At 61.7% G+C, this 25,968-nt stretch carries 22 protein-coding genes; 13 read left to right on the forward strand and 9 right to left on the reverse strand.

The features are described from left to right. Positions 1–18: 18 nt before the first annotated feature. The 4 genes from ACO08A_RS17890 (at position 19) to flhA (ending at position 4,654) form a co-directional block, all read left to right on the forward strand. Complete coding sequence (locus ACO08A_RS17890) at positions 19–711, forward strand: FliH/SctL family protein (protein ID WP_422037331.1); 693 nt, start codon at positions 19–21, stop codon at positions 709–711. Further along, a complete protein-coding gene (gene fliN, locus ACO08A_RS17895) occupies positions 708–1,043 on the forward strand; it encodes a flagellar motor switch protein FliN (RefSeq protein WP_422037332.1) in 336 nt (111 codons plus the stop codon). The genes ACO08A_RS17890 and fliN overlap by 4 nt, the downstream gene beginning before the upstream one ends. Before the next feature lie 10 nt (positions 1,044–1,053). After that, positions 1,054–2,406: a sigma-54-dependent transcriptional regulator gene (locus tag ACO08A_RS17900; protein ID WP_421979130.1), complete on the forward strand. Its 1,353-nt coding sequence runs from the start codon at positions 1,054–1,056 to the stop codon at positions 2,404–2,406. 70 nt (positions 2,407–2,476) lie between these two features. Beyond that, positions 2,477–4,654, forward strand: coding sequence for a flagellar biosynthesis protein FlhA (gene flhA, locus ACO08A_RS17905; RefSeq protein WP_422037333.1), 2,178 nt, complete (start codon positions 2,477–2,479; stop codon positions 4,652–4,654). Between the two features lie 19 nt (positions 4,655–4,673). On the opposite strand, the gene ACO08A_RS17910 is transcribed toward flhA, so the two are convergent. After that, a complete protein-coding gene (locus ACO08A_RS17910; protein ID WP_422037334.1) occupies positions 4,674–4,913 on the reverse strand; it encodes a hypothetical protein in 240 nt (79 codons plus the stop codon). Positions 4,914–5,068: 155 nt separating this feature from the next. Further along, a complete protein-coding gene (locus tag ACO08A_RS17915) occupies positions 5,069–5,344 on the reverse strand; it encodes a flagellar biosynthesis protein (protein WP_420333567.1) in 276 nt (91 codons plus the stop codon). Positions 5,345–5,496: 152 nt separating this feature from the next. Here ACO08A_RS17915 and ACO08A_RS17920 point away from each other — a divergent pair, with 152 nt between their 5' ends. Further along, positions 5,497–6,111, forward strand: coding sequence for a GNAT family N-acetyltransferase (locus ACO08A_RS17920; protein WP_422037335.1), 615 nt, complete (start codon positions 5,497–5,499; stop codon positions 6,109–6,111). A 592-nt stretch (positions 6,112–6,703) separates the two neighbouring features. Here ACO08A_RS17920 and mtnA read toward each other — a convergent pair. Next, positions 6,704–7,810 (reverse strand): S-methyl-5-thioribose-1-phosphate isomerase, encoded by a 1,107-nt coding sequence (gene mtnA / locus ACO08A_RS17925; protein ID WP_422037336.1) that lies wholly within the window; start codon positions 7,808–7,810, stop codon positions 6,704–6,706. Between the two features lie 242 nt (positions 7,811–8,052). Here mtnA and ACO08A_RS17930 point away from each other — a divergent pair, with 242 nt between their 5' ends. Further along, positions 8,053–8,634 carry a hypothetical protein gene (locus ACO08A_RS17930; protein ID WP_421979126.1) on the forward strand — a complete coding sequence of 194 codons (582 nt, stop codon included), beginning with the start codon at positions 8,053–8,055 and terminating at the stop codon, positions 8,632–8,634. 785 nt (positions 8,635–9,419) lie between these two features. Here the strand turns inward: ACO08A_RS17930 and ACO08A_RS17935 are convergent. Beyond that, a complete protein-coding gene (locus ACO08A_RS17935) occupies positions 9,420–10,349 on the reverse strand; it encodes a metallophosphoesterase family protein (RefSeq protein WP_422037337.1) in 930 nt (309 codons plus the stop codon). Between the two features lie 531 nt (positions 10,350–10,880). Here ACO08A_RS17935 and ACO08A_RS17940 point away from each other — a divergent pair. Beyond that, complete coding sequence (locus ACO08A_RS17940; protein WP_422037338.1) at positions 10,881–11,366, forward strand: NUDIX domain-containing protein; 486 nt, start codon at positions 10,881–10,883, stop codon at positions 11,364–11,366. A 77-nt stretch (positions 11,367–11,443) separates the two neighbouring features. On the opposite strand, the gene ACO08A_RS17945 is transcribed toward ACO08A_RS17940, so the two are convergent. After that, positions 11,444–12,418, reverse strand: a complete 975-nt coding sequence (locus ACO08A_RS17945) for a glutathione S-transferase family protein (RefSeq protein ID WP_422037339.1) — start codon at positions 12,416–12,418, stop codon at positions 11,444–11,446. A 371-nt stretch (positions 12,419–12,789) separates the two neighbouring features. On the opposite strand from ACO08A_RS17945, the gene ACO08A_RS17950 reads away from it, so the two are divergent. After that, positions 12,790–13,284, forward strand: a complete 495-nt coding sequence (locus ACO08A_RS17950; protein ID WP_422037340.1) for a GNAT family N-acetyltransferase — start codon at positions 12,790–12,792, stop codon at positions 13,282–13,284. Between the two features lie 235 nt (positions 13,285–13,519). Continuing rightward, on the forward strand, positions 13,520–15,910 hold the full coding sequence (locus ACO08A_RS17955; RefSeq protein ID WP_422037341.1) for a putative bifunctional diguanylate cyclase/phosphodiesterase: 2,391 nt from the start codon (positions 13,520–13,522) through the stop codon (positions 15,908–15,910). A 51-nt stretch (positions 15,911–15,961) separates the two neighbouring features. Here ACO08A_RS17955 and ACO08A_RS17960 read toward each other — a convergent pair whose 3' ends face one another. The 4 genes from ACO08A_RS17960 to ACO08A_RS17975 are packed head-to-tail and all read right to left on the reverse strand — an operon-like array spanning position 15,962 to position 22,844. Continuing rightward, complete coding sequence (locus ACO08A_RS17960; protein ID WP_422037342.1) at positions 15,962–18,037, reverse strand: hypothetical protein; 2,076 nt, start codon at positions 18,035–18,037, stop codon at positions 15,962–15,964. Between the two features lie 8 nt (positions 18,038–18,045). Next, positions 18,046–20,865, reverse strand: a complete 2,820-nt coding sequence (locus ACO08A_RS17965; RefSeq protein WP_422037343.1) for a DUF4159 domain-containing protein — start codon at positions 20,863–20,865, stop codon at positions 18,046–18,048. Between the two features lie 4 nt (positions 20,866–20,869). Continuing rightward, complete coding sequence (locus ACO08A_RS17970; protein WP_422037344.1) at positions 20,870–21,793, reverse strand: DUF58 domain-containing protein; 924 nt, start codon at positions 21,791–21,793, stop codon at positions 20,870–20,872. Between the two features lie 31 nt (positions 21,794–21,824). Then, on the reverse strand, positions 21,825–22,844 hold the full coding sequence (locus ACO08A_RS17975) for an AAA family ATPase (protein WP_422037345.1): 1,020 nt from the start codon (positions 22,842–22,844) through the stop codon (positions 21,825–21,827). A 271-nt stretch (positions 22,845–23,115) separates the two neighbouring features. On the opposite strand from ACO08A_RS17975, the gene ACO08A_RS17980 reads away from it, so the two are divergent. The 4 genes from ACO08A_RS17980 to ACO08A_RS17995 all read left to right on the forward strand — a co-directional run bounded on the left by ACO08A_RS17980 (position 23,116) and on the right by ACO08A_RS17995 (position 25,929). Next, complete coding sequence (locus ACO08A_RS17980; protein ID WP_422037346.1) at positions 23,116–23,715, forward strand: DUF1285 domain-containing protein; 600 nt, start codon at positions 23,116–23,118, stop codon at positions 23,713–23,715. Positions 23,716–23,784: 69 nt separating this feature from the next. Next, positions 23,785–24,420, forward strand: coding sequence for a CoA pyrophosphatase (locus ACO08A_RS17985; protein WP_422037347.1), 636 nt, complete (start codon positions 23,785–23,787; stop codon positions 24,418–24,420). After that, complete coding sequence (locus ACO08A_RS17990) at positions 24,420–24,680, forward strand: DUF6111 family protein (RefSeq protein WP_422037348.1); 261 nt, start codon at positions 24,420–24,422, stop codon at positions 24,678–24,680. The genes ACO08A_RS17985 and ACO08A_RS17990 overlap by 1 nt, the downstream gene beginning before the upstream one ends. A 4-nt stretch (positions 24,681–24,684) precedes the next feature. Continuing rightward, a complete protein-coding gene (locus tag ACO08A_RS17995; protein ID WP_422037349.1) occupies positions 24,685–25,929 on the forward strand; it encodes a CCA tRNA nucleotidyltransferase in 1,245 nt (414 codons plus the stop codon). The last annotated feature ends 39 nt before the right edge of the window (positions 25,930–25,968 follow it).

The following is a 25,968-nucleotide window of genomic DNA, read 5'->3' on the forward strand; positions in this document are numbered from 1 at the left end:
GAAAACAGAATGGGCAAAATGACCAACCCGTCTAAATTTCTGTTCAACATGGACTTCTCCGAGCCGGAGGAGCCGGAGGTCGTTGCACCGCCCGAGCCGGACATCCCGTCCATTCCCCTGGCCGATCATGAAAAGCTGCTTGCCGATGCGAAAGCCCAGGCCTTCGAGGAAGGGCGGGCACAGGCGCTTCAGGACCTCCAGAACAAGCAGGAGACCCTTCTGACGGCAGAGGTCAACCGGCTGGTCGATATCGTCGGCGAGGTGATCGAACAGATCGACGACGGGCTGGCGGTGCAGGAAAAAGATGCCGTCGGCCTCGCATTTCTTGTGGCCAGACGTCTTTGTGCACACCTGATTGCGCGTCAGCCGCTGGCGGAAACCGTGGCACTGGTGTCAGAATGTCTGGGCCCGCTCAGGAAGGCGCCTCACCTGGTCATCCGGATCGCGGAAAAGGACGTTGAAGGGCTCAAGTCCCGGGTGGACCCGATCGTGCACGAGAAAGGCTTCGACGGCCGCCTCGTGATCCTCGGCGAACCGGAAATCGGCCGGGGAGACTGCCACATCGAATGGGCGGACGGTGGCATCAAGCGTGACCGAAAAGCGCTCGAAAACGAAATCGACACAAGTATTCGCAGCTATCTGCGCGCACGCGGCGCGGGTACGAAAGGCACGTCATCCGCGCCTGGAGCGGAAAAGGAAACTGACGCATGAGCGACGAGCAAGAGACCAATATCCCGCTTGACGAACTGGAAGCTCCGCAACGCAGTCTTGAGGACGAGGACGTTGCTTCGCCGGAATCGGCCGCGGATCTGGAAGCCGTTTTTGACGTCCCCGTCCGGATCTCGGCCGTTCTCGGACATTCCCGCATGCATGTGTCGGAGCTCTTGAAGCTCGCCTCCGGAACCGTTCTGGAACTTGACCGGAAGGTCGGGGAGGCAATCGACATCTACGTCAATGACCGTCTGGTCGCGCGCGGTGAAGTTGTCCTGGTCGAGGACAAGCTGGGCGTCACCATGACGGAAATCATCAAGACCGACCGATAGGATTACTCAGATGCGTCTGCTCATTGTCGGAACACTAGGCGGTCAGCTCACAACGGCGTCGAAAATCGCCATGCAGGGGGGCGCGCAGGTCACGCACGCCGATGACGTGGAAGGCGCCCTGAAGGTGCTCAGATCCGGCCGCGGCGCCGATCTGCTGATGGTTGAAGTGCATCTCGACATCGCCGGGCTGATCGGCAAGCTCCAGGACGAACGGGTGCATGTGCCCGTGGTCGCCTGCGGTGTGGAAACGGATGCGCAGGCCGCCGTGTCGGCGATCCGCGCCGGGGCCAAGGAATACATCCCCCTGCCACCCGATCCGGAGATGATCGCCGCCGTGCTTCATGCCGTTGCGCAGGAGCGGGGCGATCTCATCTATCGCGACGAGGCGATGGCGAATGTCGTCAAGCTGGCCGAGCAGGTCGCGCCGTCGGAAGCGTCCGTCCTGATCACGGGCGAGTCCGGTACCGGCAAGGAGGTGATCGCCCGGCACGTGCACAAGTGCTCCAACCGAGCCTCGAAGCCCTTCATTTCGATCAACTGTGCCGCTATTCCCGAGCACCTGCTGGAATCCGAACTGTTCGGCCATGAGAAGGGTGCCTTCACCGGCGCGGTCGCACGGCGCATCGGCAAGTTCGAGGAAGCCGACGGCGGCACGCTGCTCCTTGACGAGATCTCGGAAATGGACGTGCGGCTCCAGGCCAAGCTGCTGCGTGCGCTTCAGGAGCGTGTGATCGACCGCGTCGGCGGCACACGTCCGGTCGCCGTCAACATCCGGATCCTGGCGACATCCAACCGGGATCTTGCCGAAAGCGTCCGGCAGGGACAGTTCCGCGAGGATCTCCTGTTCCGGCTCAATGTCGTCAATCTCAAGCTGCCGGCCCTGCGCGAGCGCCCGGCGGACATCATGGAGCTCGCCCAGTTCTTCATCAAGCACTACGCCGAGGCAAACGGCGTGCCCCAGCGCCCGCTTTCCGTGGAGGCGCGTCAGGCCCTGATGTCCAATCCCTGGCAGGGCAATGTGCGTGAGCTTGAAAACACCATGCACAGGGCCATCCTGCTCGCATCCGGCCCGGAGATCGGCGTCGAGGCGATCCGCATGCCCGACGGATCGCCCCTGTCCGTTTCCAGGGGGCCGGCGCAGCGCGCGGCGGAGACAGCCGAAGCCGTCACCAGATCCTTTGTCGGCCGCACGGTGGCCGACGTGGAACGCGATCTCATACTCGACACGCTCGACCATTGCCTGGGCAACCGGACACATGCGGCGAAAATTCTGGGAATCTCCATTCGCACGCTGCGCAACAAGCTGAATCAGTATACCGATGAAGGAATTAGCGTGCCCGCTCCGGGCGAGGCGCGTCCCTGAAACCAGTCATTCAAGCATCTCACGGCGTGGGTTTTTCTAGTCGATCGCCTGTCAGGAACCGGAAGTAGGAATGTCGGACACGGCAGCAGGCGGACAGAGCGGGGCACCTGAACCCGCGCCCGAAAAACCGGCGGCGGCACCGCAGTCCGCCGGCGGCCTTTCGGCTCTGCCGGGTGTGCAGGAAGTGATCGATACGTTGCGCAAGGGCGATGTCGGCCTTGCCACCGGTATCCTGGTCATCCTGACGCTGCTGATCCTGCCGATGCCGCCGATGATGCTCGACACGTTCCTCGCCGTGTCGATCATCTTTTCCGTCATGATCCTGATGACGGGGCTGTTCATCCAGAAACCGCTTGAATTCTCGTCCTTTCCGACCGTCCTCCTGATCGCGACCATGCTGCGGCTGGGGCTCAACATCGCCTCGACACGACTGATCCTGTCGAACGGTCACGAAGGCACGGCTGCGGCCGGCAACGTCATCCAGTCCTTCGGCAACCTGGTGATGGGCGGCAATTTCGTCATCGGGATCATCGTTTTCGCCATTCTGGTGATCGTGAACTTCGTCGTTATCACCAAGGGTTCCGGCCGTATCGCGGAAGTCGCCGCGCGCTTCACCCTGGACGCCATGCCCGGCAAGCAGATGGCCATCGATGCCGATCTTTCGGCCGGGCTGATCGACGAGGCCGAGGCCAAGGCGCGCCGGAAGGCGCTGGAGGACGAGAGCTCCTTCTTCGGGGCCATGGACGGTGCCTCGAAATTCGTCCGCGGCGATGCGATCGCGGGTCTCCTGATCACGTTCATCAATATCCTCGGCGGGATCTTCATCGGCGTCGCCCAGATGGGGCTCAGTTTTACCGAAGCCGCCAACAACTACACCCTTCTGACCATCGGTGACGGTCTTGTCTCGCAGATCCCGGCGCTGATCGTGTCCACCGCCGCCGGTCTTCTCGTCTCCAAGGCCGGGGTGCACGGCGCGGCCGACAAGGCGCTGTCCAGCCAGTTCACCGGATACCCGAAAGCGCTCGGCATGTCGGCGGCCGTCATGGTCATCCTGGCGCTTTTACCCGGCATGCCAATGGTGCCGTTTCTCGCGCTTGCCGGGATCGCGGGCTACCTGGCCTACCGGGTCGGCGCGAACAAGAAAAAGGAAGAGGTCAAGGTTGCGCAGGAGAAGGCGATCGAAGCCGCACCGAAGCCGCCGCCGGAGCCGCCAATCACCGATGCGCTCAAGATGGACGAACTGAGGATCGAGCTCGGCTATGCGCTGCTGCCGCTGATCAACGGCAAGGTCCAGGGCGACGGAGATATCCTGACCGAGCAGATCAAGGCGCTGCGCCGCCAGGTCGCGGGCGACATGGGTGTGATCATGCCGCCGGTGCGCATCCTCGACAACATCCAGCTCGGCGCCAACGACTATGTCATCAAGGTCAAGGAAGTCGAAGCGGGAAGGGGTATTCTCTATCCGAACCACTACATGGTCATGGATCCAGCGGGCGGTCAGGTGAAACTGCCGGGCACGCACACAACGGAACCGACCTTCGGCCTTCCGGCAACCTGGGTGGAGGCGCAATACCGCGAAGACGCCTCCCTGCGCGGCTACACGGTGGTCGATCCGGCAACGGTGCTCTCGACCCATCTGACGGAGACGATCAAGACCAATATCAGCGAACTTCTGACCTATGGCGATGTTCAGAAACTGCTGAAGGAACTGAAAGGCGAGCAGGCCAAGCTGGTGGAGGATCTGGTGCCGTCGCAGATCACAGTTTCCGGTCTTCAGCGCGTGCTGCAGGCGCTGCTCGACGAGCGGATCTCCATCCGCGATCTCGGCACCATCCTGGAAGGCGTCTCCGAGGCTACCGGCATGACACGGAACACCGATACGATCGCCGAGCATGTGCGCTCGCGGCTCGGCCGCCAGATCTGCGCCTCAAACCTATCCCCGGGCGGTTATCTGCCGCTGATCGCGCTGTCACCGCAATGGGAGCAGGCGTTCCTGGAATCGATCGTCGGGGAAGGGGACGACCGCCAGCTTGCCATGCAGCCAAGCAAGCTGCAGGAATTCGTCGGCAAGGTCCGCGATGCCTTCGAGGAAGCCGCCCAGCAGGGCGAGGTGCCCGTGCTCCTGACGTCACCCCAGACACGACCGTTCGTGCGGTCCATCGTCGAACGCTTCCGCGCGCATACGACCATCATGAGCCAGGCCGAGGTTCACCCGCGTATCAAGCTGAAGACGGTCGGGTCGATCTAGGCAAGTCAGGTGAGTGCAGTCAGCCCGCGTCGTGGCCGGCACCTTCCGCCTGACTTCCGACGTTCATGCCATCCCTGTAAGTCCTGTTGTAGTCGGGTTTTCCGGCGCGATCCTTGCCCTGCTGCCTTCGGACGACGATGAGCGAGAGCACCATGATGGCGAACAGCGGCAGTATGAGAGCTCCGGCCAGGTGATGGTGAGGTTCGGGCAATATGTTCACCAGGACGAGCGCCAGCACGATTGCGGCAAACGAGGCCAAAAAAATCCGGAAAGCCGTCATTCCCTAAGTTTAATTGACACAAAATGAAACTGCAATTTTAGCTAGAATTCTGATTGAGCGCTCTTGTCTGAAAAGGGCGCGTTGCGCCCATCGCGCCTTCGTGGACCGGTTTGCCGTGGATAATGCCGGTTTCGCTAGACCAGCACGTTCACGCGCGCCGCGACGGCGGTCGCGTTGGCGTATGGGCCGGCCTGGTTCCTGTTCTGGAACACGAAAGCCGTGTTGGCCTGTGCGGCCTGGGTGCCGATGATATTGAAGTTGCTGGCGAGGGCGCGCAGTTCCTGCATCTTCTGCGCTGACGCCTGACGCCGCTTGGACCATGCCTGGTTGTAGTCGGACCAGGTGGATTTCCCCTGAGACCGGAACCGGCTGTGATAGTCTCTCTGGACGTAATTCCCGACCTTGGGCATGCGCGCATCTTTCCTGGATACGGTTTCAATCTCTCAGGACGTGGTTAATGAAGCGTTAAAGGCGTGCAAACCGCAACGGCCGCACTTGGTCAAATCGGGACCAGCTGATAAGCCGGACGAGTGCTTTCAAAACTTTGATCCGAGATCTTCTCATGCCTGACCAAACGCTCAATCTGACCGGATACACGGACGTGCCCGACGGCAAGATCGCCTTTGTCGTGACCTTTCTGGAAATGCTGGAGGCGCCGGCCAAACCGCTCGCACCGGCGCGGGACGATGTCGAACTGGTCCGGTGGCAAGACCCGAACCTCACCGCCTACAGGCAGCTTTTCCGGCAGGTGGGCGAGGACTGGATCTGGTTCGGCAGGCTGACCCACGGGGACGAGGAACTCCGGCAGTTGCTGGCCGATCCGGCCCGTGAAAACTATCTGCCGATGCAGGGTGGCACGCCGATCGGAACGCTCGAGCTGGAGTTCGGCAATCCGGAGGAACCGGAGCTTTCCTACTTCGGTCTCGTCCCGGGGGCGATCGGCGGCGGTCTCGGGCGCTGGCTGATGGCGCAGGCCGTGGATATCGCCTGGTCACGGCCCGAAACCAGGCGCCTGTGGCTGCACACCTGCACGGGAGACAGCCCGCAGGCGATGAAGTTCTACATGTCGTGCGGCTTCAAGCCCTACAAGCGGTCCATCGAGATCGATGACGACCCGCGGCTGCTCGGGCTCTATCCGCATGAAACGGCCCCGCATGTGCCCGTGATCAAAGGGTAGAGGGCAAATGGCAGAGGCGAAAATTGCCCATGCTTCGACACAGCACTTCGCGCTTCCCCTGGATGAGGGCGGACAAGATCGAATTGCAAAAGTTGGAGCAAACTTCAGGTGTCATCCCTGACCTGATCGGGGAGCCACTCGTTTCCAGAGCTGAAGATGAGCGGTGACAAGGCTCCGCAACGCCTCGCCAAATTGCCATGCCCGAGGTTGCCGAGATCTGGATTGGATCCCCAATCAAGTCGGGGATGACCCTTGGTGTGGGAATTCGCGCTGCAGGCGCGGGCTGAACCAGTGCAATGGAGTTCCGCGGGTTCGCTACGCTCACGCTTGTGTCTGGTTACCCGTTCAAGCCGGGCGCAGGTTCCGGATCAGCGTTCGGCTGCGCCTCACTTGTCCGGAATGACCTGGGTGGGGAGCGCATCAACACTCTCCATCGTCACCCCGGGCGAACAGCGTGAGACCCGGGGCCGGGGAGCCCTGGTGCGTTGGAAAGGGTATTGTACAATCCGCAAGGTACCCGCCGCTCTGGTCCCGGTTCGCGCTGTGCTTGGCCGGGATGACGCCGATAGAGGAAAGTGTGAGGAGTACGATTTCAGGCGCTCATCTTGACACGCTCTGGAAAGGCCTCGGCAATCGCCTGACGGTTCGGCTTCAGGACGCCGCGCTCGGTGATCAGCCCCGTGACCAGCCGGGCCGGGGTGACGTCGAAGGCTGGATTTCCGACGTCCGACCCCTCCGCGACGATGTTGATCGTCTGGATATCGCCGCGATCGGTCCGTCCGGTCATCTTGCTGACCTCCGTGCCTGCCCGTTCCTCGATCGGAATTTCCCGGACACCGTCGGACAGGGCAAAGTCGATCGTCGGCGAGGGCAGGGCGACATAGAAGGGCACATCATTGTCCCTGGCGGCCAGGGCCTTCAGATAGGTGCCGATCTTGTTGCAGACATCGCCGCTTGCCGTCGTCCGGTCGGTTCCGGTGATCACCATGTCCACCTGGCCATGCTGCATCAGGTGCCCGCCGGCGTTGTCGACGATGACCGTGTGCGGCACACCGTGGTGGCCGAGCTCCCAGGCCGTCAGGAAGGCACCCTGGTTCCGGGGACGGGTTTCGTCCACCCAGACATGAACCGGGATGCCGCCATCGTGGGACATGTAGATCGGTGCCGTTGCCGTTCCCCAGTCAACGGTTGCGAGCCAGCCGGCGTTGCAGTGGGTGAGGATGTTGACCGGTTCGCCCTTGCGCTTGGTCTCGGAAATCGCGGCGATCAGTTCCATGCCGTGCATGCCGATGGCCATGTTGATGCCGATGTCCTCGTCGCAGATCTCGTTGGCGAGCGTGAAGGCGGCCACAGCCCGCAGCGCCGGTTCCACCTGGATCAGGCTCTTGCGGGCGCGGTCGAGCGCCCAGTGCAGGTTCACGGCGGTGGGGCGGGTTTGCAGAAGGGCGGAGCAGGCGTTGTGCAGGGCTTCGTCGGAGGAGTCCGCCCGCATCGCCAGGGCGACGCCGTAGGCGGCCGTTGCACCGATCAGTGGCGCGCCGCGCACCTGCATGACGCGGATGGCATGGGCCGCATCTTCCATGGTGTGCAGCTTGATGATTTCAAAGGCATAGGGAAACTTGGTCTGGTCGATGATCTCGACGCTACCTCCGTCCTGAGCGAGCCAGATCGTGCGGTATTTCTTGCCATCAACATTCATGATGCAGTCTCCCCTAGGCAGGTGGACGACGAACCCACTAGCTTTGCATAACCCATGATTTGGAGTGAGGCCAGCGCTGCCTTGCTGGCGTTACGGTTAATTTTACCCTAAGCTTTGTTAACCATTTTAGGACCAATGCCGGTGGATAGGCGGCAGGTGAAGACGGAGTGCCGTTCTGCCCCTGCGCGAGTCGGTTAAGACTTTTGTGTTCACGACGGCAGAAGAACGGAGCCAGGCGCCTTATGTCTGAAATGCAGGATAACGTTGTCCCACACACGCGTATTCGCTCCTTGCGCGATGCCATCCGCAAGGTGCAACTGGGCGAAGTCGAGAGATCGGACGTGGTTGTCGAGTTGCAGGATACGGAACGTGCACGGCTCGACATGCTGGCCGATGAGCTCAAGGATGTCTTCAAGGAGATCCCTGAGGACGACGACCAGTTTTCGCTGCAGATCATTTCCGGGTCGACACCGCGCCTGTGGATCGATGCCACCAGCCACGTGGCCGTCGGCGGGGATCGCAAGACCTACCGTTTTCTGAAAGACACGCGCCTCGGACGCGTGGTCATCCTCGAAACCGCGAATATCGACGACATGGCCGACTGCCTGACGGAATACATCGCCGAGCGTGTGATCGAACGGGAAAAAGCGCTCGAGGGCGACTGGCTGAACAACCGTCTGAAGGAAGTCGCGCAGGACTCCAAGGTTGTCCGGGTGCGTGAAAGCAGAACGTCCTGGCTTGCGGTCGCCGGTGCATTCGGCATCGGGATTGCCGCAGGCGTTGTCGGCCTCGTCGCTTTCGCGTGGTTTGCCAACCCGATTTGACGTTCCGTTGTCATTCTGCCGCTTGGGCCGCTGCTTTCGTTTTACCTCAATACGGCTCTCGTGAGACGATCTCCTGTCAGTAAACCTGTCATTCCCGCTGCAGCGCAGCGGAAGGCCGGACCCAGTAACATCTTGTCTCACAGTGTTCTTGTAACCTTGGCATACAAGGGATACTGGATCCCGTCTTCGCAGGGATCAAAAAAAGGACGCGTTCCGGTAGTTTGAAAGCGCAAGGTCTTGGCTTTCTGCCGTCACCCCTGATCTCGCTTTGCCCGTCCGGGATGACAGGGAGAGTCCGCGCTCTCGGGGTCAGCCTCACATTCGCAAGACCTCATCCTGAGGAAGGCCATAGGCCTGTCTCGAAGGATGGGCCACACGGCTTTGAATTTGCCGCCCATCCTTCGAGACAGCGCTCCCGCGCTTCCTCAGGATGAGGGGCGTGGGTGGGAACCAAGCCGAAAAAAGGCAGCATCGGCGAGCGGAGCATTGCCGCGGCGAGACATGAAACCGTCTGATCCCCTCCGACACCAAGTCGGGATACGGAATTTATTTCCGGATTTGTCATCCCGGTTTGCTGCGCAAGCAGCAAGACCGGGAACCAGTACGCTGTGGTGCCGAAAAGGTCCGCTCGTGCGGTGGATTTGAAGTTCGCATCATTTCTCCTGCAACCCCCAAAGCGAACTTCAGATTCAGGTGATGAGCGCTGGAGATTACTGGTTCCCTGCCTTCGCAGGGATGACAAGACTGGTGTATCGCAGGATGCAGAAGCGCAGACACCTTCCCGGCTAGTCCCCGTTCGGAATGCTGACGTCTCTTTCCGCGAGCAGCTTGACCGGTGTGTCGGGCGCATCGAAACCGTGTTCTTCCATACGGCAAGTCCAGCCGGTATTGGACTTTTCGATCCTGAAGAGATTGTAGCGTGCGGCCGGGTGCCGCCCGCCCGGTGCGCTCGTTGCCGAAGGGACACCGACAACGGGCACGGGACCAGCCGGCCCTTCGATTTCTTCGAAACTGTCGATATGCGTGTGCCCGTGGAGAATGAGTTCCGCGCCCGCGTGTTTGATGGCGGCGCGCACGCGCGATGCGTCCGACAGCCGCTTGTGCCATTTCGTGGCGTGCCTGAACGGTGGGTGATGCAGCATCACGACCCGGAAATAGCCCTCCCTGCCGAGCTCTTCCAAGGTCTCCCGCAAGCGTCTTGCCTGTTCGGCTCCAACCCGGCCGGTCGCGAACCAGGGGGCCGTGGCGCGCCCGGTGGTCACACCCACCAGGGCGACATCTTCGCGTGTGCGGACATAGGGAAAGGTTGCTTCCACGCGCGCGTCTTCCGGTGGTTTCGTCGCGGCATCGTCGGAACACATATACGGCCACCACGCTGCGCGTGCCTTGTAGACAGCGCCCGGCACATAGGCATCGTGATTTCCCGGAACGACGGACACGCTGTCCGGCTCTCCAATCTCTTCGAGCCAATCGCGCGCGCCGGTGATTTCAAGGGGAAGGGCGATGTTCACAAGGTCGCCGGTGACCGCGATGTGGTCGGGAGACTGCGCCTTCATGTCTTCGACGAGCTGGTCAAGATAGCTTGCGCCCATGATCTTGGAACGGTTTCGCCGCCAGTTGAGGTAGCCCAGAATGCGCTTTGATACCAATTGGATAAGCTTGGGATCGGGCAGGGGACCAAGATGGGGATCGGAAATATGCGCGAGCGTGAACATGGTGGCGCATCTTCAAAGCAAAAAGCGCCGCGTCAAGAAAATAACGCGGCGCTCCGGTTGCTGAGCATCTGTTTTTGAAAAAAGGGCATCCTGCCCCGGGCCGGCCTACCTGGCCTGAGCGGGTCTGGCAGTCTTGCCCGAGGACGTGTTTGCGGTGCGCGTGGTCTCGCGCAGCGTCGCGTTCACGACATTAACAAAACCGAACATTCTTCTGCCTCCGCAGGCTCGTCCGAAGCTTAGTTGCTCGGGAACGTGGTCAGGGCAGCAACAACGCGCGGGTTGCTGAGATCGAGGGCCGGTTTCCACTGGTAGTGGTTCTGGCGGGTGCGGCGCTTGCCGAAAATTGCGTTCAACATTGTCTTTTCCTTCGTAAGGTCACGGCAGTCTCACCTGCCTTCGAATTCATCACTGTGCACGCTATATAGGCATTCACCCCGCGCAGGAGGAGAGCTATTCGTGCGTATCAGCCCTGCAGCGGTTGCATGGGTCAAGCGTGTTTACCTTTGGCGGCAGGAGGTGCAATCTGCGGACATGCTGAAGTTGTTATCCTTCCTGCCGACGAGCCTGACGAAGCGCATCGTGCAGAGCGCAGTCCTGATCAGAAACCCCTACATTCTGGGCGTTCGGGTGATCGTGGCAGACGATCGCGAATGCGTCCTGCTGGTGCGTCACACCTATCTCGAGGGATGGTATCTGCCGGGCGGGGCCGTCGACCGCGGCGAGACGCTGGAACAGGCCGCAATCCGGGAGGTTCAGGAAGAGGCGGGGATCGCCGCGCAACAAGCGCCGCGCCTCCTGGGCATGTATCTCAACCGCGAGGCAACAGGCCGCGATCATGTCGGCCTGTTTCAACTTGATACATGGCACAAGGCCCCGGCATTTCTCGCGCCGAATGCGGAGATTGCGGAAGCGCGTTTCTTTCCGCTCGACTCGCTACCCGACGATCTGAGCCCGGCAACCGCGCGGCGTCTTTCAGAATTCGCAGACGGGACGTTTCCCTCAGGGGCCTACTGGTGAGCCGTCCCTGAAATTCCGGCCTGAAATCCCGGCCTGAAATTCCGACCTGAAAGCCCGTCCCGGAGATTCCGGCCTGTTCACGCAGCGGCCGGAAGCCGGTCCCTGTCATGGGGTCTGAGAAAGTCGAGGGCCGGTCCGACCGGCACGATCCGGGTCGGATTGACGCTCTCGTGAGAGCCGTAATAGTGCTGCTTGATCGTTGCCATGTCGACGGTCTCGGCAACACCCGGCACCTGGTAGAGTTCCAGCAGGTAGTTGGACAGGTTCGGGTAGTCGACGATACGCCTGATGTTGCACTTGAAATGGCCGACATAGACCGCATCGAAGCGAACGAGCGTGGTGAACAGACGCCAGTCCGCCTCGGTTAGCCGGTCTCCGGTCAGGTAGCGGTTTTCGGCGAGCAGGCCTTCAAGGGAATCCAGCGTTTCAAACAGGGCCGTGACGGCTTCCTCATAGGCTTCCTGGCTCGTTGCGAAGCCGGACTTGTAAACGCCGTTGTTGAGCGTGTGGTAGATGCGCTCGTTGATTGTGTCGATCTTCTCGCGCAGGTCCTGCGGATAGAAATCGAGGTTGGAGCCGGTCAGGCCGTCGAACTCGGAATTGAACATCCGGATGATTTCGGACGATTCATTGCTGACGATGGTCTCCTGTTCCTTGTCCCAGAGGATCGGCACGGTTGCCCGGCCGGTATATTCCGGATCGGCCTTGGCATAGATGTTCCAGGCGTATTTGGCGCCGGTGAGCGGTTCCGTTTCGGCAAATTCCCAGCCGTTCTTCAGCATCAGCGGCTGGACTGCGGACAGCGAGATCGCGTCCTCGAGACCCTTCAGCTTGCGGAAGATCATCGTGCGGTGCGCCCAGGGACAGGCATAGGAAACGAACAGGTGATACCGTCCGGCTTCCGCCTTGAATCCGCCCTTACCGCTGGCACCGGGCGACCCGTCGGCGGTGATCCAGTTGCGGAACGCTGCGTCCTTGCGGACAAAACGGCCGCCGCTCGACTTCGTGTCGTACCATTGATCCGTCCAGACCCCGTTTACCAGCAAACCCATTGCGCGCTCCTTCGTGTTTCCTCGTGAAATAGGTTGTGCGCCGGTCCCGGAATTCAATCAACTGAATGCTGTGTTCGCGATCCATGAACAATCAATTCCGATACGATCTCCAAAAAAACGCTGGACCGGGAGGAGGTTGCGTGATACCCGCTTTGCCTCACAAATGAACCGCCATCGCATGATGATTGGCAGTTGTAATTCAGAGACTGGGACCCATGACCGCAGGTCTGACACTCCGACGACGAACCGACCGACGAGACATCTCTCGTCCGATCCGTCGCGGCTGACCTCATCCCGGACCAACAAGGCTTTTCATTTCGGGTTCACGGCAGGCGCGCTTGCTTTAAGATCGCTTGTTCAGGACCAATATCATGAAACAGACCACCTGGGTTATCCGGCCGGAAGACGCCGCCGACACCACAGCAATCGAAGATCTCCAGGCAAATGCATTCGGACCGGGCCGGTTCGCACGCACCGCGTTCCGCATCCGGGAAAATGCCGAACCCCGGCAGGATCTTTCCTTTGTCGGTCTCGTGGGATCGCAGATTGCCGGGTCGATCCGGCTGTCGCCGATCCTCATCGGTGACACCGCGGCGCTGTTGCTCGGACCGCTGACCGTGTCGCCCGACTTCAAGAACAGGGGGCTTGGCAAGGCATTGATGCGCACCGCGATGGATGCTGCCGAACTGGCCGGTGACAAAATCGTTCTTCTCGTCGGCGACGCGCCCTATTACGGCCCCTTCGGTTTTCGGCAAGTGCCCCTCGGGCGGATCACCCTGCCGGGTCCGGTCGATCCGGCAAGACTCCTGGTCGCGCTGTTGAACGCGGCGGAGATGCCTCAAGGTGGGGTACAGGGCGGGCAATAACGCCAGCCTGGCGGACCATGTCCAATCAGCCGGATTTCGAAAACCTGATCTCATACCGGAAGGCGTACCTGGTATGCGACAGGTCTCCAGTGGTAAGGTCACATTCGCGTGTACGCAGAGGAAAGTCCGCTTTATCGCGTCATTGATTATTTTTCCGATTGTTGTTTTTGTTTCGGGTTAAGAGTTTCGGCATATAGAATCCCTCGCGATAGGACTTTGCCGAGGCATTTGAAACATGAAACTCAGATATTTTTTGCTGACGTTGTTTCTTTTCCTGTCGATGACACCATTGTTGCTTTTCCAGGCATGGCCGCACTCCGAAGTACTGGAAGGCGAGCTGGACGAGGTGCATGAACGCCACCTGCTTCTGGCGCGAAACCTTGCGGCAGCCCTGGAGCGGTATTACCGGGATCTCGTCACAACGTTCGACCTGCTTCTCGACACGCCGGAAGCCTGGTCGAAAACCAAGTCGATGGTCCGCGTGCTCGACAATCTGAGTTTCCGTCACGTCTGCATCGCGGACTGGGACACCGGCAAGGTGACCTTGACGCTCGCATCGGCCTCCGCGCCCTGTCCCGACACGATCCCCGAAGCGGAACTTGAACGGCTCAAGGCGCTCGCTGTCCCGGGCGAAGTCACCTTCGGCCCGGTCGTGCAGACCGCGGACGGTGAAAACGTGCTGCATATGGTTCGTCCGCTGGAGGACGGACTTGCGGTCGGTGCCGTGCGGACAACCTATTTCCGTGAACTCGGTGAGGCGATTTCATTCGGCGTCCGCGGCCATGCCGCGATCGTCGATCACACGGGAAAGGCGCTTTCACATCCGCTGCCCGACTGGGTTGCCGCGCGCAAGGACATGTCCGGAATCTCGGCGGTGCAACGCATGCTGGCGCGGCAGACCGGTGTCGAGACCTTCTATTCCCCTGCGCTCAAGGGCGACATGATTGCCGGCTTCACCTTCGTTCATCCCGTCGGTTGGGGGGTGATGATCCCGCAGCCGATTGCCGAATTGCAGCAAAAGGCCGACATCGCGCGGCGGTCCGGGGTCATCGTCCTTGCGATCGGGGTCGCATCCGCCCTGGCACTCGCGCTCCTGGTCTCTCTGCGGGTGGTCCGGCCGATCGAACAGATATCGCGGGCGTCGTCCAGGATCGCGGGAGGCGAGTTCGGCCTGCCGGACCTGCAGGCCTCCAGCCGTCTTCTGCCGGTCGAGTTCAATGAGCTGAGCCGGCGTTTCCGGGAAATGGTGCTGCGCCTGCGGGAGAACCTGTCGACCATCAATGCGCTCGCCTACCAGGATCTGGTCACGGGCCTCGGCAACAGGACCTACCTGCATCAGCAACTGGACAACGCGATCGCCGCCGGGCAATCCGGGGCGCTCATGCTGATCGATCTCGACGGGTTCAAGGCCGTGAACGACGTGCATGGACACGACGTGGGGGACAAGGTTCTCGAGGTTGTCGGCAAGCGATTGTGCGAGGTTTTCGGTGTCGAAAGGTTGTCCGATATCGAACCGGAGGAGACTGGTCAGATTTCGTCGGATGCGTTCCGCAATTGCCTGGTGACGCGTCTCGGCGGCGATGAATTCGCGATCTGGGTCCCGTCCGAACATCGCAAGCGTATCGAGGCATATGCCGCACTGATCGTCGATCGCCTCAAGGAGCCGGTCGTTCTGGACGGCGCGCAAACGCGGATCGGGGCAAGCGTCGGGTTTGCCTGCTATCCCGAGCATGCCACGGACCGCTCCGACCTGATGAAGGCTGCCGACCTGGCCATGTACGATGCCAAGAAGGCCGGCAAGGACCGGTTCGTGATGTACTCGCCGGCGCTCAGGACGGCAATTCAGAACGAACGAACCCTGGCGGCTGAAATTCTGAACGGTCTGGAAAAGGACCAGTTCCTGCCGTATTTCCAGCCGCAGTTCCGGTTGCCGGACCAGACGGTCGCCGGTGTCGAAGCGCTTGTCAGATGGGAGCACCCGGACCGCGGGCTGCTGTCGCCGCACGACTTTCTGGACACGGCAAAGGATCTCAACCTTCTCGGCGATATCGACGCCATGATGCTGGAACGGTCCGTCGGTCTATTGAAGGGCCTTGGCGAACAAGGCATCAACGTGCCCGCGCTTGCCGTGAACCTGTCTGAAGAAAGGCTGACGTCACCGGATTTCCCGGAGGCGCTCAAGCTTGTTCGCAACCTGCCGTTCGAGCTGCGTTTCGAACTTGTGGAGACCATCACGCTCGACAATCTCGACGCGCATGTGGCCGGGGTGCTCGACCAGATCCGCGCCGCCGGGTGTCTCCTGGATCTCGATGATTTCGGCGTGGCAAACGCCTCCGTCATGGGCCTGATGAACATCGAACCGTCCCATATCAAGATCGATCGCAACCTCGTCTCCGGCATCGAAGAGGGCAATACGTTCGAGCGGCTGGTGCGGTCGATCATCGATATGGGGCATTCCCTGAACATCCCCGTCATCGCGGAAGGGGCGGATACGCTGGAACAGGTCGAGCGCCTGGCAACGATGCAATGCGACTTTGCCCAGGGTTTCGCGCTTGCCAAGCCAATGCAGGTCGACGATCTCGCCGTCTTTCTGAAGGCAGGTGCGCAAACGGAAAGAACCGCCTGAACGCCAGGGTGCGGCCTTGGGCCGGGTTTCAAACGCCTGGAACCGTGCCCGTCACCGGCCCTCGCGATACCATGTCAGGGACAGCATGCCGAGCAGCAGCGCAAGACCGAGAAGTCCGATCATCAGCGGATAGCGGTCGACGCCATTGAGGACGCTGGCTTCCGTCGCCTTCAGGCCGATCCAGCCGTTGCCGGCATAGCTTGCGGAAGGCTGCATGGAGACGACGCGCGGAATGTCGAGGTCACCGCCCACGTCTCTCAGCCGCTGGGTGCTGCCGCCGGTTGCCTCGCTGATCGGTGTTAGCACATCGGTCGTCGACAGAACGTCCGTGTATTCCTTGGGATTTTGCGGGCCGACATGAATGAGAGCGCTCAGCGTGCCGTCCGTCACCGAGAACAATCCGGTCTGATCCGCGGCCATGTCCCCGCGCCAAAGGCCGGGCTCACGCTCGCTCATATCCACCAGCGTCGTGTCGCCAGCTGGTGCGGTTACGGTCACTTCACCCACGGTGTCTCCCAGGGTTTGCCGTTCCACGACAAGGTCGGATCCCCGGATCGATACATTGAGCGCTTCTTCTTCGAGATCAGGTTCCTGCATCAGCCAGTGTGCCAGCCGGCGCAGCAGCGGGACGTGAGGTCCGCCGCCCTCGAAGCCGCGTGCCCAAAGCCAGACGTGATCGGAGAGCAGCATCGCGACGCGGCCTTCGCCCTCGCGGTTGAGCACCAGCAGCGGTGTGTCGCTCGGGCCGGACATCAGCTGCTGTCCCGCGTCAAGCTGCGTATCGACCGCGCGGAACCAGCGGCTCCAGGCCGGCGGATCCTGTTCCGACCCGGGAAGGCCCCTGGTCACGGGATGCCGTTCGCCGAGGCTTGCCAGCGTCGCGTGGAAAGGTTCTTCCAAAATGCCGCCCGTGGGGCTTGCAGGCAGGATCGGCGCAAGCGGGGTCCGGTAAAGGCTGCCCGCTTCGGCGTAGTCCGGACCACCCGCGAGCAGCACGGCACCGCCGTCCTGAACGTAGCGCGCGATGTTGTCGAAATAGAGCATCGGCAACACGCCACGCCGGACGTAGCGGTCGAAAATGATCAGGTCGAATTCATCGATCTTGACCGAGAAGAGCTCGCGTGTCGGGAAGGCGATCAGCGAAAGCTGGTTGATCGGCGTGCCGTCCTGCTTTTCCGGGGGACGCAGGATGGTGAAATGGACAAGATCGACGGAGGCATCGGACTTGAGAAGGTTGCGCCAGGTGCGCTCGCCGGAATGCGGCGAGCCCGAGACGAGGAGGACCCGAAGGTTTTCACGGATGCCGTCAATGGTGACCACGGCGCGATTGTTCAGCGTCGTCAGTTCGTTCTCGAGCGGGGCTGCCTCGAATTCGAAGATGTTGTCGCCGCCATGCGCGATTTCGACCGGAATATCGATCTTCTCACCGGTGCGCGCCGTGCGTTCGCTGACCACGGTGCCGTCCCGCTTGACCGACAGCTGGACGAGATCCCCCGGACCGGTGCCCGCACCCTGGTCAACCACCGTGAGGCTGACGGTCTGCTCCGAGCCGACCAGACCGAATCTCGGAGCTTTGTCGAGCACGATGCGGCGGTCCCGCTCGTCCGGAGCGCCGGTGATCACACCGTGGACAGGGGCGTCGAAACCGAGCGCGCCCGCGCTTTCCGGCACATCATGGATCTGCCCGTCCGAAACAATGATCGCGCCGCCCACCCGATCCGGCGGCACATCCGCAAGTCCGTTGCTGAGGGTCTGGAAGAGCTCCGTCCCGTTGCCCGAGCCGGCATTGCGGGATTCCAGGACACGCAGGTCAAAGCCCTTGAGTGCAGCGATGCGGCGCTGGATCTCGGCGGCCGCTTCGTCCGTGGTTGTCTCCCGGTCCGCCAGGCGCTGGCTCTGGCTCTTGTCGACGACCAGCGCAACGACGCTGGAGAGCGGTTCGCGGTCCTCACGTTCAACTGCGGGATTGGCGAGTGCAAACAGCAACAGAGCCATCGTGAGTGAGCGCAGAACCCATCCGCGCAGACTGAGGTAACCGGAAAGCGCCGCAAGAAAGAGGGCGATCGCACCTCCGGCAACAAGCGCCCAGAGGGGCAGCAGCGGGTCGAAGGAAAGGGACCAGACCATCGGCGCTCCTATTGTCCCAGCCGCTCAAGCAGGGCGGGGATGTGAACCTGGTCGGCCTTGTAGTTGCCGGTCAGGCTGTACATGACGATGTTGACGCCGGATCTGAAGGCGTAGTCGCGCTGCACGGGGCTGTTGGGAACCGTGGGGTACATGAACTCCCCCTCTTCGGTGATGGCCCAGGCCGACGCGAAGTCGTTGCCCGTGATCATGATGGGCGACACGCCATCGCCCGCCCGCACCGGACGGTCGCCGCGCGCGGCGATTTCCTCAAGGCTTTCCACCCAAAGCGGGCTTCCGGCATAGCGTCCGGGGAAGGCATCAAGCAGATAGAACGCCTTGGTCAGGACATGATCTGGCGGGACCGGCTGCAAGGGCGGGACGTCCAGATCCTCCAGGATCTCGCGCAGTTTCAGCGTTGCCGGTGTCGACGAAAAACCGGTGGCGGATGCGTTGATATGATCGCGCGTGTCGAACAGGATGGTGCCGCCGTTGCGCATGAACGTGTCGATCCGGGCCATCGTCTGGTCGTTCGGCTTGTCCGCGACAGGATCGATCGGCCAGTAGAGCAGCGAATAAAACGCCAGTTCGTCATTCGCGATGTCAATCGCAACAGGCGCACCGGGCTCCAGCGCGGTTCTTTCAGCCAGAAAGCGGGTCAGGCCGGCGAGGCCGGCAGCACTCGCATCGTCAATTTCCGGGTTGCCCGTGATGACATAGGCGAGGCGCGTATCCAGCGTGGATTCAAGCGCCTGCAGCTCGTCCGATGTCGATTGCGCCAGCGCCGGAGAGGTGCCGATATACGCCGCGCAGGTGAGCGTCACGGCAAGCAGGCCTGCAATGCCGGCGGCGCGGCTGCGAAGGCCGACGCGGCTGAGACCGCCGGCAAGCAGAAAGACGGCGATTGCGTCCGCCACGAGCAGCAGAAAGGCGAGCGTGAAGAAAAACGCCCTGAGGTCGATCGGATCGGACGCAGGGTAGGCGGTCCTGGTTGCCCGGTCGCCGAGCAGCGTCAGGTCGAGCGATGACAGGGTATCCTCCGCGCCCATGAGGTTCAATGCGCGGAAACCGTCTTCGGTTCCGTAGAGGCCGGGCGGCGTTCGCCGGCTGGCAGCCGCTTCCCGGAAATCCGACGCGCTGACAGGCGTAACCTCGACCGGCGGGGCACTGAAACGCCCGTAGCCGTCAAGCAGCCGCAAGGGGGGCAGCACGCTTGACGCCGACGTGCTGTCATCGGTGGTTTCGGAGGCGGCGGCAACGTTCGAGACGGCCAGGATCCTGCGCAGCATGTTCAGGAAGACGCCGGATAGGGGCAGATTGGACCAGGCCGAGTCGGCGGTGACATGGAAGAGGACTACACTGCCCGCGCCAATGGGTGCCGCGGTCACGAGCGGCGTGCCGTCCTCGAGCATCGCCCAGGTTCTTTCAGGCAGGTCCGATGTTGGTTCCGCCAGCACTTGCCGGTTCACGGTCACTTCTTCGGGCACCTTCAGCCCGAAGAAGGGGGAATCGTCCGGGAAGTCGGCAAGGTGCTGCGGCTGCTTCCAGGAAAGAGAGCCGCCGAGCGAACGATCACCGGCCCGCAGGCGCACGGGGATCAGGTCGTCGCTGCCGCCTGCCGTGCGCGGACCGGCGAAGCGCACGAGCGTGCCGCCGTTCTCAATCCACTCTCTCAGTTCAGCGGCCGTTGTGTCCGGGAGACGCCCGACATCGGCAAGAACCAGAACGGAGATGCCCTGGTCGATCAGTTCGGGCACCGCCAAGGCAATATCGCTGTCCTTCGAGCGGCGGATATCGGAAAACGGCAACAGCGCGCGCTCAAGATAGTAGACCGGCGACAGCAGGGGCTGATCGAGATCACCGGACTGACCGGAAATGAGGCCGATCGTGCGGCGGCGCCAGCTGTCGTCGACCAGCTGGACTGCACCGGCAGCCGCTTCCCCGGAGATCTCGACGCGGGCGATGTCGTTGCGCAATTCGCTCGGCAATTCGAACCGAGCGGTGGTTTCCGTGTTGCCGGCGTCAAAACTGGCCTGCACCTCGCCGAGAACCAGTCCCTTCAGGTCAAGGGCCCTGACATTGGCCGTCCCAAGAGGCTGTTCGTCGTGGCGGACCACGGTTACGGACAGCGCATCGGTATCGTTTTGCAGGTTCTTCAGGCCCATCGGGGTGTCGAGACCGGTCAGAACCGTGACCGGGACGTTGCCCGTCATTGCGGCGAGGTCGGTCATGAACGGACCTTCCAGCTCGGTATCGTCGGACAGCCAGACAATCGTCCCGGGCATGGTGTCCTGTGCGGCCTTGCGCAGACCGATATTCAGTTCACTGCGCTGGGGCGGGTAGGGGCGCGGTTCCAGCGCGCGCAGTTTTTCAAGGGCAGCGCTTGCAGCTTCCGGCGTGAAACTCTGATTTGGGCCCTCTGCTGTCGCCACGAAGACGACCGGTTGCCCCGACTGTTCGGCGGTTGCGAGGATCTGTTCGGCCGCGCTCAGCTGCGCGTCCCAGCTTTTTGCGGAGGTCCAGCCGTTGTCGACCAGAAGCCAGAGAACACCGTCTCCGGTGCCAACAGGTTCTGATGTGCGCCAGACTGGTCCGGCCAATGCAATGATCAGGATGGCCGCCAGCAGCAGCCGCAGAAGGGTCAGCCACCACGGGCTGCGCTGCGGGGTTTCCTCGTGCTGGTCGATGTCGAGAAGCAGGCGCGTCGGCGGAAATGCGATTTCGCGCGGACGTGGCGGCGTCAAGCGCAGCAGCCACCAGATGACCGGCAGGAGCGCAAGCGCGGCGAGGATCCAGGGGGCGGTGAATGTCAGGGAGAGACCGGCAAACATCGGCTCAGATACCTCCCCTGTTCATCACGTCAAGCGCACCGGAGAGTGCGCTGTGCAGGACAAGAAGCGGTTCAGCCGCGGGCCGGTCGGTATGGTGGAGCACGTAGGTCCAGCCCGCGCGGCGGGCCATGTCCCGAACCTCTGCCCGGTGTGCTTCCAGCTTGTTGTGGTAATCCTCGCGCCAGTTTTCCGCGCGGCCCGCAGTCAGGCGCGTTCCGAGCTCCGGATCGGTAAATTCGATCCGGCCATCGAAGGGAAAGGTTTCCTCGATAGGATCGAGGACCTGCACCAGATGACCCTTCGCGCCGGTGCTGGCAACGCGGGCGACCCATTCGGCAATTTCGTCGAGCGGATCGAGGAAGTCGGAGACCAGCACCACGTCGGCAAAGCGTTTCACCGATGTGGTATCGGGAAAGGCGACAGGTTTTGACAGATGGGCGAGGGCGTCGGCGAGCCTCTCTGCGGCGCGCCTGTCGGAAAAGGGCCTGGTCAGCCCCGGAAGCCCGATCCGTTCGCCGGTCTCAGCCAGCATGTCGGCAAGCGCAAGCATCAGAACGATGGCGCGGTCCCGTTTGCTGACCGTGGACAGGCGTGACTGAAACACCATCGAGGAGGACAGGTCGGACCACAGCCAGACCGTATGCGCAGCTTCCCACTCGCGCTCGCGTACGTAAAGATGGTCGTCCCGCGCGGAGCGGCGCCAGTCGATCCGCTTGGCAGGCTCGCCCATGTTGAAGGGCCGGAACTGCCAGAAACTTTCGCCCGGACCGGCTCTGCGCCTGCCATGCCAGCCGGCGATGATCGAGCTGGCGACATGGCTCGCCTCCACCAGGAGATCCGGCAGTGCATCGGCAACGGATCTTGCCTCGCCGATGACGCTGGGCCACGCGTCCTGGTCAATGCCTGCCTTGTTTGTCCGGGGGTCCATATGGTCTCGGGCTCCTGCGAAAGACTCGGTCTCAGGCGATTGTCTCTTTGACGCGCTGAATGACGTCTCTCACAGTATGACCATCGGCTCTGGCGGCAAAGGTCAGTGCCATCCGGTGCTGCAGAACGGGCTCCGCCAGAGCGAGCACATCGTCCACGGACGGGGCCAGACGGCCGTCCACCAGGGCGCGTGCACGCACCGTCAGCATGAGTGCCTGGCTTGCTCGCGGCCCCGGTCCCCACGCGATCAGCTTGGTGACGTCGCTCTCGGCCGAGCTGTCGTCGGGCCGCGCCGAACGGACAAGTTTCAAAATGGCTTCAACAACCGATTCACCGACCGGCATGCGACGCACGAGCTGCTGATACTCCATCAGTTCCTCGGCATTCATCGCAACCTGCGCTTCCGCCTGATCCGCGCCGGTCGTCTCCAGAAGGATCCGGCGCTCGGCCTCAAGATCGGGATAATGAACGTCGATCTGCATGAGGAAGCGGTCAAGCTGCGCTTCCGGAAGCGGATAGGTGCCTTCCTGTTCGAGCGGGTTTTGCGTTGCCAGAACGTGGAACGGCCGCGGCAGGTCATGCGGGTGACCGGCCACCGTCACATGATATTCTTGCATCGCCTGCAACAGTGCGGATTGCGTGCGCGGGCTTGCCCGGTTGATTTCGTCGGCCATGAGCAGCTGCGAAAACACAGGCCCCGGAATGAAGCGGAAGGACCGGCCGCCATCGGCCGATTGTTCCATGACCTCGGCGCCGAGAATGTCGGAGGGCATCAGGTCCGGCGTGAACTGAATTCTGCGTGCGTCCAGGCCGAGAACGGTGCCGAGCGTTTCAACAAGCTTCGTCTTTGCGAGCCCCGGGACACCGACGAGCAGGCCGTGGCCGCCCGCCAGGATGGTCACGAGAGACTGCTCGACGACGGTTTCCTGACCGAAGATGATCCGCGCGATGTCGGCCTTTGCATCCGTGATGCGCGCAACCGCCCGTTCCGCGTTTTCCGCTACGGCGGCGAGATCTTCATCGCTGGGGTTCGAGGGGGAAACAACGCTCATGAATCACCTTTCCCGTCTTGTCTTTTCCCGGACCTGAGGCGGTGCGGGGCATTGTCTTCGGTTGCTGCGACTCATGCAGTCTGACACCATATAAATCTGTAGATAAGGCGCAATTGTGCGCCATACAGTGGAAAGGTCCAAGAATCTTTCCAGGTGTTGGGGAAAAGGCTGTGCTTAAGAAGGGCGTTCCCGGGCCGGCAACCGGCGGGTAGGTTAATGTCTCGGCAATTTTCCGGAGGGACCGGAATTTCTTTTCAGGACTGTGAAACACATGCCACAAAATGACAATCCAGCCGCGGCAGACATGCCGGACGGGTTGAAGGCCCTGATGAGCAGGGCGGACGGAAAAGACAGGTCGCTTCCCCCGGTGGAGAAGTGGAATCCGCCGTTTTGCGGGGATCTCGACATCAGGATTGCGCGGGACGGAACGTGGTTTTACCTCGGATCGCCGATCGGACGGCAGCCTCTGGTGAAGTTGTTCGCTTCGGTTCTGAGGCGGGATGCCGACGGCAAGCACTATCTCGTCACACCGGTCGAAAAGATAGGCATCACCGTCGATGATGCCCCGTTTCTGGCCGTTGAAATGGCCGTGACGGGAACCGGGGAAGAACAGGGGCTGACGCTCAGGACAAATCTCGGTGAACTCGTGAAAGTTGGGGCCGGACACCCGCTGAGATTTGAAAAAGAAACGGACAGCGGTGGCCTGAAACCCTATGCTCTGGTGCGGGGCAGGCTGGAAGCGCTGTTCACGCGTGCGCTCATGTACCAGCTGGCAGAACTGATCGTTGAACGTGAAGCGCCGGGCGGCACCGAAACCGGGATCTGGAGCGAAGGGAGCTTTTTTCCGATCGGTGCGCACTTGCTGAAATGAACGGAATAACCATTTGATTGTGCAGACAATAACCAAATCAGAGCCCGTTGCCGGATGAGCGCTCCTGTCATGGACAAAGGGATTCACTTGAACCGATGGTCGGAAGACCTGCGGCAACGGCTTGATGTTGCCACCCAAAGTGCCGCTCAGCCTGAAACCGGTGATCATATCCTCAATCCCGATCTTCCACCCTACGCGCGCTGGGACGGTGCACCCAGAGATGCGGCGGTGCTCATCGGCATTCTGGAACGCGACGCCGGCCTCAGTGTGGTTCTGACGCAGCGCACCGGGCACCTGAAGGCGCATGCGGGACAGGTTGCGTTTCCGGGCGGCAAGATCGACCCCACCGATGCGGGACCTGTCGAGGCGGCGCTGCGCGAAGCGGACGAGGAAATCGGGCTTTTGCCGGACAGGGTCGAACCTCTCGGCACGCTCGCCCCCTATCTGACCGGCTCCGGTTACAAGATCATCCCGGTCGTGGGAAAGCTGCAGACTACCGGACCGTTTCAACCCAACCCGGACGAAGTCGAAGACGTCTTTGAAGTTCCGCTCAATTTCCTGATGGACCCGGTGAACCACCAGAAACAGAGCCGGGACTGGCAAGGCAAACGGCGCTATTTCTATGCCATGCCTTTCGGAGAACGCTATATCTGGGGCGTTACCGCCGGAATCATTAGATCCATGTACGAGACGGTTTATCGCTGATGCTGCGTGTTGCACTGACCCACCTGCTCCTGTTTCTCCTGCCTTTTCTCTGCTACGCGATCTGGTTGTGGCTCACGAAGAGAAGCAAGGATCCCGACCGCTGGGCGCGGGGTCCGCTGGCGTGGCTGACCGTGTCAGGCCTTGTTCTGGTGATCGCGGGCTTCATCGTCATGTCCACGTTGAACCGCGGACCAGACGGGACGGACTATCGGCCGACGCAAATGAAGGATGGCGTTTTCGTGCCCGGTGGTTTCGAATAGGCACATGACTTCCAGTGTGGACGAAAAGCTCTCGAAAGCCGACTGGCTTGCCGCGCCCGGCATTCAGGCGGTTTTCTCCGCCGTCGAACGCGACGGAGACGAGGCGCGGGTCGTCGGCGGGGCGGTGCGCAACACCTTGCTGGATCATCCCGTTCCCGACGTCGATATCGCGACAACCGCTCCACCGGATGTCGTGATGTCCCGCGCCCAGGACGCCGGTCTGAAGGCAATCGGAACCGGGCTCGAGCATGGCACGATCACGATTGTTGCCGATGATTTTCCCTACGAAGTCACGACCTTGCGGGAGGACATCGAAACGTTCGGCCGCCAGGCGCGCGTTGTCTTCGGCCGCGACTGGGAAAAGGATGCAAGACGCCGGGACTTCACCATGAATGCGCTCTACGTGGACCGGAACGGGCATCTCCATGATCCGCTTGGCGGTCTCGACGACTGTCTCGGCCGGCGCGTCCGGTTCATCGGTGACGCCGACGGCCGTATCAAGGAAGACTATCTTCGGATCCTGAGATTCTTCCGCATTTACGCGGCTTACGGCGAGGGGGAACTCGACGCGGAAGGTCTCGGCGCGTGCCTTCGGCAGAGGAACGGGTTACGGCAGCTGTCCGCAGAACGTATCGGGCACGAAATGCGCCGGCTGCTGCGTGCGCCGCGTGCTGCCTACGCGCTTCGCATGATGAATGATTGCGGTCTCTGGGAAATCGCGACCGGTGGCCTGGCCCGGATTGACGACTACGATGCGCTTCGGTCGCTGGACAGCGTGGCGTCGCAGACACGGGATGCCGAACTCGGACTAGTTGTGCTTGCGGGTTTCGTGCGCGAGGACCTGGCCAGGCTCTCCGACCGCTTCCGTCTTTCGAACCAGGAACGCAAACGCATGGAAACCGCGTGGGCCGCGAAGAAACGGTTTCTGCGGACCGCAGGGCGTCCAAGCGCCGCAGCGATGACGTATGCGTTCGGGCGGGAAGGTGCAATCGACGGCTTGCTGGCTGTCTGGTCCGCCAGTCTTGCGGGAACGAAGGAGGACAGCGCCTTCTTCGAGGGCATGCTGTCCGATCTCGCCGCACAGGTCATCCCCGAGTTTCCCCTGAAAGGCGCGGATCTGATTTCGCTCGGTCACAAGGCCGGACCGGAACTCGGCGCACTTCTGAGGCGGCTGGAAGTCGTGTGGATCGAAAGCGAGTTCGCACTGACCAAGGAGCAATTGCTCGAACGCTCCGGTGCCGCGCCTTAGCGAAATTTTAAAAGTAATCCCTGCAAGATAACGTTTGCA

This window comes from Roseibium sp. (genome assembly GCF_965232425.1).
Lineage (GTDB): Bacteria > Pseudomonadota > Alphaproteobacteria > Rhizobiales > Stappiaceae > Roseibium.

Coding starts and splice junctions, on each gene's coding strand:
- ACO08A_RS17890 (WP_422037331.1), top strand. CDS start 19: ATGACCAACCCGTCTAAATTTCTGTTCAACATGGACTTCTCCGAGCCG.
- fliN (WP_422037332.1), top strand. CDS start 708: ATGAGCGACGAGCAAGAGACCAATATCCCGCTTGACGAACTGGAAGCT.
- ACO08A_RS17980 (WP_422037346.1), top strand. CDS start 23,116: ATGCCACAAAATGACAATCCAGCCGCGGCAGACATGCCGGACGGGTTG.
- mtnA (WP_422037336.1), bottom strand. CDS start 7,810: ATGAATGTTGATGGCAAGAAATACCGCACGATCTGGCTCGCTCAGGAC.
- ACO08A_RS17900 (WP_421979130.1), top strand. CDS start 1,054: ATGCGTCTGCTCATTGTCGGAACACTAGGCGGTCAGCTCACAACGGCG.
- ACO08A_RS17960 (WP_422037342.1), bottom strand. CDS start 18,037: ATGGTCTGGTCCCTTTCCTTCGACCCGCTGCTGCCCCTCTGGGCGCTT.
- ACO08A_RS17920 (WP_422037335.1), top strand. CDS start 5,497: ATGCCTGACCAAACGCTCAATCTGACCGGATACACGGACGTGCCCGAC.
- ACO08A_RS17975 (WP_422037345.1), bottom strand. CDS start 22,844: ATGAGCGTTGTTTCCCCCTCGAACCCCAGCGATGAAGATCTCGCCGCC.
- ACO08A_RS17945 (WP_422037339.1), bottom strand. CDS start 12,418: ATGGGTTTGCTGGTAAACGGGGTCTGGACGGATCAATGGTACGACACG.
- ACO08A_RS17950 (WP_422037340.1), top strand. CDS start 12,790: ATGAAACAGACCACCTGGGTTATCCGGCCGGAAGACGCCGCCGACACC.
- ACO08A_RS17995 (WP_422037349.1), top strand. CDS start 24,685: ATGACTTCCAGTGTGGACGAAAAGCTCTCGAAAGCCGACTGGCTTGCC.
- ACO08A_RS17985 (WP_422037347.1), top strand. CDS start 23,785: ATGGACAAAGGGATTCACTTGAACCGATGGTCGGAAGACCTGCGGCAA.
- ACO08A_RS17970 (WP_422037344.1), bottom strand. CDS start 21,793: ATGGACCCCCGGACAAACAAGGCAGGCATTGACCAGGACGCGTGGCCC.
- flhA (WP_422037333.1), top strand. CDS start 2,477: ATGTCGGACACGGCAGCAGGCGGACAGAGCGGGGCACCTGAACCCGCG.
- ACO08A_RS17930 (WP_421979126.1), top strand. CDS start 8,053: ATGTCTGAAATGCAGGATAACGTTGTCCCACACACGCGTATTCGCTCC.
- ACO08A_RS17940 (WP_422037338.1), top strand. CDS start 10,881: ATGCTGAAGTTGTTATCCTTCCTGCCGACGAGCCTGACGAAGCGCATC.
- ACO08A_RS17965 (WP_422037343.1), bottom strand. CDS start 20,865: ATGTTTGCCGGTCTCTCCCTGACATTCACCGCCCCCTGGATCCTCGCC.
- ACO08A_RS17915 (WP_420333567.1), bottom strand. CDS start 5,344: ATGCCCAAGGTCGGGAATTACGTCCAGAGAGACTATCACAGCCGGTTC.
- ACO08A_RS17955 (WP_422037341.1), top strand. CDS start 13,520: ATGAAACTCAGATATTTTTTGCTGACGTTGTTTCTTTTCCTGTCGATG.
- ACO08A_RS17935 (WP_422037337.1), bottom strand. CDS start 10,349: ATGTTCACGCTCGCGCATATTTCCGATCCCCATCTTGGTCCCCTGCCC.
- ACO08A_RS17990 (WP_422037348.1), top strand. CDS start 24,420: ATGCTGCGTGTTGCACTGACCCACCTGCTCCTGTTTCTCCTGCCTTTT.